Here is a 7916-nt window from a genome sequence, read left to right on the forward strand (position 1 = left end):
CGAAGGCGGGGATCCGGAAACCCTGACGTTTCTCCTCTTGCCGCAGCGTCAGCGCGTCTGGTTTCCCGCGTTCGCGGGAATGACGAACAGGGAGAGCGTCGGCGCGGCAAACAGAGGGCGCCCCTACCCCCCCCCACTAGACCCACCGCCGCGCCCCGCTTACCCAACCGGCATGACCGACGCGCCGCTGCCCAGTACCGAGACCGACGCCGCAGCCGAACTGGAGCGGCTCGCGCGCGAGATCGCGCATCACAACGAGCGCTATCATACCGACGACGCCCCCGAGATCAGCGACGCCGCCTATGACGCGCTGGTGCGCCGCAACGCTGCGATCGAGGCCACCTTCCCCGCGCTGATCCGCGCCGACACGCCCAGTCGCCAGATCGGCGCCGCGCCCGCCGGGCATCTCGCCAAGGTCGCGCACGCGCGGCCGATGATGAGCCTCGACAACGCCTTCGCCGAGGAGGAGGTAGAGGAGTTCGTCCGCCGCGTGCGGCGGTTCCTCCGGCTCGGCGAGGACGAGCCGGTCGCGCTCACCGCCGAGCCCAAGATCGACGGCCTGTCCTGCTCGCTGCGCTACGAGGAACGTCGGCTCGTCCAGGCGCTGACCCGCGGCGACGGCACCACCGGCGAGGACGTCACCGCCAACGTGCTGACGATCGACGACATTCCTCGCGAGCTGCCCGAGGACGCGCCGACCGTGTTCGAGGTCCGCGGCGAGGTCTATATGGAGAAGGCCGCTTTCGCCGCGCTCAACCAGCGCCTTGCCAGAGCGGCTGAGGCGAGCGGCAAGGAGGCGCGGCGTTTCGCCAACCCGCGCAACGCCGCGGCGGGCTCGCTGCGCCAGAAGGACGCCGCGGTGACTCAGGCGCGCCCGTTACGCTTCCTCGCGCACGGCTGGGGCGAGGCCAGCGCAGTGCCCGGTGAGACGCAGGAGGCGATCGTCGCCGCGCTGCGCGCCTGGGGCTTTCCCATCGCCGACGCCTTCGCGCGCTGCGACGACGCCGCTGCCGCGCTGGCGGTGTATCGCGCGATCGAGCATCGCCGCGCCGATCTGCCGTTCGACATCGACGGCGTGGTCTACAAGGTCGACCGGCTCGACTATCAGCAGCGGCTCGGCAGCGTCGGCCGCGCGCCGCGCTGGGCGATCGCGCATAAATTCCCCGCGGAGCGCGCCGAGACCACATTAGAGGCGATCGACATCCAGGTCGGCCGCACCGGCAAGCTCACCCCCGTCGCGCGGCTCACCCCGGTGACGGTCGGCGGCGTGGTCGTGACCAACGCCACGCTGCACAACCGCGACGAGATCGCGCGGCTCGACGCCCGCGTCGGCGACCGCGTGCTGTTGCAGCGCGCCGGCGACGTCATCCCGCAGATCGTCGAGGTGCTGCCGCGCGACGCCGAGCGCGCTCCCTACGTCTTCCCGGACCATTGCCCGCGGTGCGGCAGCGAGGCGGTCGCCGAGGAGGGCGAGGTCGACGTGCGCTGCACCGGCGGGCTGATCTGCCCGGCGCAGCGGCTCGAGCGGCTCAAGCATTTCGTCAGCCGCGGCGCGCTCGACATCGACGGGTTGGGCGAGAAGACGCTGGTCGAGTTCGTCGAACTCGGCTGGATCGCGGAGCCGGCCGACATCTTCCGCCTCGCCGCGCAGCGCGAGGATCTGGTCGGGCGCGAGGGTTGGCAGGCCAGATCGGTCGACGCGCTGCTCGCCGCGATCGAGGCGCGGCGCCAGCCCGACGCGGCGCGGCTGCTGTTCGGGCTGGGCATTCGCCACATCGGGATCGTCACCGCGCGCGACCTGCTCAAACACTATGTCACCTTGCCCGCGATCGCGGCGCTGGCAGACGAGCTGATCGCCCTGCGCGAGCACACCCAGGCCGCGCTGGGGGAGGACGAGGGCCGGCTGCGCACGCGGCTCGACAAGGCGGTCGCCGAGCTGATCGGGGTGGAGAATATCGGCGCCGCGGTGGGCCATGCTTTGGCTGACTTCTTCCACGAACCGCACAATCGCGCGGTGTGGGACGACCTGTTCGCCGAAGTGTCGCCGCCCGACTTCCGCGTCGAGACGGTCGCGTCGGAGGTGTCGGGCAAGACCGTCGTCTTCACCGGCACGTTGGAGACGCTCAGCCGCGACGAGGCCAAGGCGCAGGCGGAGTCGCTCGGCGCGCACGTCTCCGGCTCGGTGTCGAAGAAGACCGACCTGCTGGTCGCGGGGCCGGGTGCGGGATCGAAGGCGAAGAAGGCGGCCGAGCTCGGCATCCGCGTCGTCGACGAGGCGGGCTGGATCGCGATCGTCGCCGCCGCGGCGGGGTGAGTCGGGCGGTGCGCAGGTGAACACCGTGGTGTTTTCCGCGGACGGTCGCCGGCTTTGTCGCGCCGCGTGCAGCAGTTCGCAGGGCAGGGACCGCGTTGAGACAGGTCATAACCTAATCGGCGCGCCGTCAGCGCGCTGCGACGACAGAGCAGAAGGAGAGCGGAAGATGGCGGACGAGGTGACGACGCTGTGGCGCGGCGGCGCGCTGTTGGGCGAGGGGCCGGCCTGGGATCCCGCCCGGGGCGTGCTGTGGTTCACCGACATCAAGCGGCGCCGGGTTCACCGCTACGATCCCGCGAGCGGAGAGGTGGCGCAGTGGGACGCGCCGGCGCAGGTCGGCTGGGTGCTGCCCGCCGACGACGGCGCGCTCATCGCGGGGCTGCAGACCGGGCTGGCGCGCTTCGATCCGGTCGCGGGCAGCTTCGCGCATCTCGCCGAGGTCGAGCCCGAGCTGCCCGGCAACCGCCTCAACGACGCCACTGTCGCGCCCGACGGCTCGATCTATTTCGGCTCGATGGACGATAGCGAGAGTGGCCCGACCGGACGCGTACACCGGTGGGACGGCAGCGCAACGGTGGCGACCGCCATCCCCGCGGTGGCGATCACCAACGGTCCCGGCATCGCGCCAGACGCGCGGACCCTGTACCACGTCGACACGGTCGGCGGCGTGATCCACGCGGTCGAGCTCGGCCCCGACGGCGCCACCGGGACGATGCGCGACTTCGCGCGGATCGATCCGATCGACGGCCACCCCGACGGCGTGACGGTCGACTCCGCGGGAAACGTCTGGGTCGGGCTGTGGGGCGGCTGGCGCGCGCGGCTCTACTCGCCCGCGGGCGCGATCCTGCGCGAGGTGCGCCTGCCCGCGTCGAACGTCACCAAGGTCGCGCTGGGCGGCCCCGACCTGCGCACCGCTTACGTGACGACCGCGAGCGTAGGGCTCGACGATGCCGAGCGCGCGGCCCAACCCGAGGCGGGCGGGCTGTTCAGCTTCGCGGTCGAGGTGCCGGGCCAGCCGCTGCCGCTGGCACGCGCGGGCGGCTGAGCGGGAGCGCTCGCGGAAGCGGGCGCAGGCGGGCCTGCCCTCGTCGCTCATCACACGGACAAACGGCCGACGCTCCCTGAGGGAACGTCGGCCGTCCGGTACTTATCGGCGGCGGGTCGCTATCCTCAGGCGGCGGTCTCCTGCGCGGCCGCGTCAGGGAAGGCGTTGGTCGCCTTGGCGCCCCACAGCGCGTAGAACAGGATGTAGAGCTCGCACGCCGCGGTGAGCAGGAATGACGGCTGGAGCCCGAACGTGTCGGCCAGCTTGCCCTGCACGACGACCAGCGCGCCACCCGCGATCGCCATGATCAGCAAGCCCGAGCCCTCCTCGGTGAGCGGCCCCAGGCCCTTGATCCCGAGCGTGAAGATCGTCGGGAACATGATCGAGTGGAACAGCCCCACCGCGATCAGCGACCACATCGCCGCGGGTCCGGTGGTGAAGACGGTGATCAGCATCACGACGAAGGCGCCGATCGAGAAGGCCGCCAGCACCGTCTCGGCCGGGATCCGCTGCATGATCGCCGAGCCGACGAAACGGCCCACCATCATGCCGCCCCATAGCAAGGTGAGATACCGGCCCGCCTGCTCCGCGGTGACGTTGGCGATCGTCGGCTGGCTGACGAAGTTCACGAACAGGTTGGCCACGCCGATCTCGGCGATGAGGTAGATGAAGATCGCGGGAATACCGAACACCAGGTTGCGGTGCTTCCACAGCGAGTGATGCTTGCGCTCCTCCTTGGCAAGGCGGCTCGTCGCCGAGCCCATCGCGGGCAGCGGGAAGCGCGCGATGACCACCGCCAGCACCACCAGCACGATCGCGACGAGCACATAGGGCAGCACGACCGAATGCGCGTCGGCCAGCCGCTCCGCCGGGGTCAGCACGGTGCCTGTCTGCGCGGTGCCACCCTTCGACCGTCCGAGAATGAGATAGGCGCCGAACAGCGGTGCCAGCATCGTGCCGGCGGAGTTGAGCGCCTGCACCAGGTTGAGCCGCGACGAGGCGGTCTCCGGCGGGCCGATCACCGCGACATAGGGGTTGGCCGCGACCTGGAGCAGGGTGATGCCGCTGGCGATCACGAACAGCATGACCAGCGTCACGCCGTAGGACGGCAGGCTCGCGGCGAGCACCATGCCGACCGCGCCGAGCGCCATGATGATCAGCCCGGTGACGAGCGACTTCTGGTAGCCAATCCGCTCGATCAGCTTTGCCGACGGGATCGAGGCGAAGAAATAAGCGATGAACCAAACGCTCTCGATCAGCGTCGTCTGGGTATAGTTGAGGTCGAACACGCTGCGCAGGTGCGGCAGCAGCGTGTTGTTGATAACGGTAATGAAACCCCACATGAAGAAGAGGCTGGCCAGCAGCGTCAGCGCGGGACGGTAGGCCACGCTCGCCCCTCCGCCTCCCGACACGACAGCGCCGCTGGAAATCGGTGGTCCGGCCATCATCCTCTCCCTGTGACGCGCGGAACTGGGTTGCGCGTGCTCGATATGTCTGACTATATTCCGGGTGGTCGCCCGGTCAATGCGGAAACGCCGCGGACCGGCGGTGCTGCGGCGCGTGCGCTAGGACGTTCGGGAGAGGTCGGCAATGGTGAGATTGGCTGCGTGGAGCGGGTGGACGATGGCTGCCGGCAGCCTGTTGGCGGCGGCGGGTGCCGAGGCCGCGACCGCGAAGCGCGAGGCGTTCGGCCGGCTGCCCGACGGCACCGCGATCGAGGCGGTGGTGCTCAGCGGCAGCAACGGCGTCAGCGCGCGCGTGATGACGCTGGGCGCGACGCTCCAGTCGCTCAACGTGCCGGGGCGCGACGGCAAGGTCGCCGACATCACGCTCGGCTATGACGACGCCGCCAGCTACGTGACCAGGCCCAATTTCTGGGGCCAGACCGTCGGGCGCTACGCCAATCGCATCCGCGGCGGGAAGTTCGCGATCGACGGCAAGAGCTACCAGCTGCCGCTCAACGACAAGACCAACTCGCTCCACGGCGGCACCAAGGGCTTCGACAAGGTGATCTGGAAGATCACCGAGGTGAAGTCCGGCGCGAAGGCGAGCGTCACCATGGTGATGACCAGCCCGGCGGGCGACCAGGGCTATCCCGGCACGCTCCAGGTGACCGCGACGTACAGCCTCGACGACGCCGGCGCGCTGACGATCGATCTCGGCGCGAAGACCGACGCGCCGACGATCGTCAACCTCACCAACCACGCCTTGTTCGACATGGCGGGCGAGGGCTCGGCCGGCGGCGTCTACGCGCAGAAGCTGACGATCCCGGCGAAGCGCTACACGCCGGTCGACGCCACGCTGATCCCGACGGGCGAGCTCAAGCCGGTGGCGGGCACGGTGTTCGACTTCACCCAGGGCCGTATCGTCGGCGAGGGCGTGCGCGACGGGCGCGACCCGCAGATCGTGATCGGCCGCGGCTACGACCATAATTTCGCGCTCGACAAGGGCGCCACCAGGGACCCGCAGCTCGCCGCGCGGCTGGAGGATCCGGTGTCCGGGCGCGTGCTCGAGGTGCTCACCACCGAGCCGGGCGTGCAATTCTACTCGGGCAACTTCCTCGACGGCTCGCTGATCGGCAAGTCGGGGCACGTCTATCGCATGGGCGACGGCATCGCGCTGGAGCCGCAGAAATTCCCGGACACCCCCAACCAGCCGGCGTTCGGCTCGGCAGAAGTCGATCCGGGCAAACCCTACCATCATATCATGGTCTTCCGCGTCTCGACGGCGCGCTGACCCCGGAGCGAGCGATGACCCAGAGCACTACACCGCCGGCGCTGCGCAGCCGGGCGTGGTTCGACAATCCCGCGAACATCGACATGACCGCGCTGTACCTCGAGCGCTATCTCAACTTCGGGCTCAGCCTCGACGAGCTGCGCTCGGGGCGGCCGATCATCGGGCTCGCGCAGACCGGCAGCGACCTGTCCCCGTGCAACCGCCACCATCTGGTGCTGGCGGAGCGGGTGCGCGAGGGCGTGCGCGAGGCGGGCGGGATCGTGCTCGAGTTCCCGGTCCACCCGATCCAGGAGACGGGCAAGCGCCCGACCGCGGGGCTCGACCGCAACCTGGCGTATCTCGGGCTGGTCGAGGTGCTGTACGGCTATCCGCTCGACGGCGTGGTGCTGACGATCGGCTGCGACAAGACGACGCCCGCCGCGCTGATGGCGGCAGCGACGGTCAACATCCCCGCGATCGCGCTGTCGGTGGGGCCGATGCTCAACGGCTGGCACAAGGGCGAGCGCACCGGCTCGGGCACGATCGTGTGGAAGGCGCGCCAGCTGCTCGCCGCGGGTGAGATCGACGACGCCGAGTTCATCCGGCTGGTCGCGAGCTCGGCGCCGTCGACGGGCTATTGCAACACGATGGGCACCGCGACGACGATGAACTCGCTGGCGGAAGCGCTGGGCATGTCGCTGCCGGGCTCGGCGGCGATCCCGGCGCCCTACCGCGACCGGCAGGAGGTGGCGTATCTCACCGGCAAGCGGATCGTCGAGATGGTGGCGGAGGACCTCAAGCCCTCGGACATCCTGACCAGGGACGCGTTCCACAACGCGATCAAGGTCAATTCCGCGATCGGCGGCTCGACCAACGCGCCGATCCACCTGGCGGCGCTGGCGCGCCACGTCGGGGTCGAGTTGCCGCTCAAGGACTGGGAGACCGAGGGGCACGGCGTGCCGCTGCTCGTCAACCTGCAGCCCGCGGGCGAGTATCTCGGCGAGGATTATTACCGTGCCGGCGGCGTCCCCGCGGTGGTCAACCAGCTGATCGGGCAGGGGCTGATCGCGGAGGACGCGCTGACGGTCAACGGCCGCACCATGGGCGACAATTGCCGCGGCGTGGCGATCGAGGACGAGGCGGTGATCCGCCCGTACGACCGCCCGCTCAAGGAAGCGGCGGGGTTCCTGGTGCTGACGGGCAATCTGTTCGACGCGGCGGTGATGAAGACCAGCGTGATCTCGCCCGAGTTCCGCGACCGCTATCTCAGCAACCCGGCCGATCTCAACGCCTTCGAGGGCCCCGCGGTGGTGTTCGACGGGCCGGAGGATTATCACGCGCGGATCGACGATCCCGTCACCGGGATCACGCCCGAGACCTTGCTGTTCATGCGCGGCGCCGGGCCGGTCGGCTATCCCGGCGCGGCCGAGGTGGTGAACATGCGCCCGCCGGCCTATCTGATCACCGAGGGCGTGCATGCCTTGCCGTGCATCGGCGACGGGCGCCAGTCGGGGACGAGCGGGTCGCCCTCGATCCTCAACGCCTCGCCCGAGGCCGCGGCGATGGGGGCGCTGGCCTTGCTGCGAACGGGCGACCGCGTGCGCGTCGACCTCAACACCGCGCGGGTCGACGTGCTGGTGGACGAGGCCGAGCTCGCCGAGCGCCGCCGCGCGCTCGAGGCGGCGGGGGGCTATGCCTATCCCGCCTCGCAGACGCCGTGGCAGGAGATCCAGCGCGCGGTGGTGGGCCAGATGAACACCGGCGCGATCCTGGAGGGCGCGGAGAGATACCAGCGCATCGCCCAGACCATGGGCCTGCCGCGCGACAACCACTGACGGGGGG

Annotated in this window: 5 protein-coding genes; 4 read left to right on the forward strand and 1 reads right to left on the reverse strand. The window is 70.2% G+C overall.

The genetic code is table 11. From position 1 onward, the window contains the following. The first annotated feature begins 172 nt into the window (after positions 1-172). Both ligA and K7957_RS16615 read left to right on the forward strand, forming a co-directional pair. Complete coding sequence (gene ligA / locus K7957_RS16610) at positions 173-2314, forward strand: NAD-dependent DNA ligase LigA (protein ID WP_223013373.1); 2142 nt, start codon at positions 173-175, stop codon at positions 2312-2314. 166 nt (positions 2315-2480) lie between these two features. Continuing rightward, positions 2481-3359 (forward strand): SMP-30/gluconolactonase/LRE family protein, encoded by an 879-nt coding sequence (locus tag K7957_RS16615; protein WP_223013374.1) that lies wholly within the window; start codon positions 2481-2483, stop codon positions 3357-3359. A 125-nt stretch (positions 3360-3484) separates the two neighbouring features. Here K7957_RS16615 and K7957_RS16620 read toward each other — a convergent pair whose 3' ends face one another. Continuing rightward, the gene (locus tag K7957_RS16620) at positions 3485-4804 is read right to left on the reverse strand and encodes a sugar MFS transporter (RefSeq protein ID WP_223013375.1); all 1320 of its coding nucleotides are present in this window, start codon (positions 4802-4804) and stop codon (positions 3485-3487) included. Between the two features lie 178 nt (positions 4805-4982). On the opposite strand from K7957_RS16620, the gene K7957_RS16625 reads away from it, so the two are divergent. Both K7957_RS16625 and K7957_RS16630 read left to right on the forward strand, forming a co-directional pair. Beyond that, complete coding sequence (locus K7957_RS16625) at positions 4983-6095, forward strand: aldose epimerase family protein (RefSeq protein ID WP_246617178.1); 1113 nt, start codon at positions 4983-4985, stop codon at positions 6093-6095. A 14-nt stretch (positions 6096-6109) separates the two neighbouring features. Beyond that, positions 6110-7909 (forward strand): IlvD/Edd family dehydratase, encoded by a 1800-nt coding sequence (locus tag K7957_RS16630; RefSeq protein WP_223013377.1) that lies wholly within the window; start codon positions 6110-6112, stop codon positions 7907-7909. The last annotated feature ends 7 nt before the right edge of the window (positions 7910-7916 follow it).

Source organism: Sphingomonas yunnanensis (assembly GCF_019898765.1).
GTDB classification, from domain to species: domain Bacteria; phylum Pseudomonadota; class Alphaproteobacteria; order Sphingomonadales; family Sphingomonadaceae; genus Sphingomonas; species Sphingomonas yunnanensis.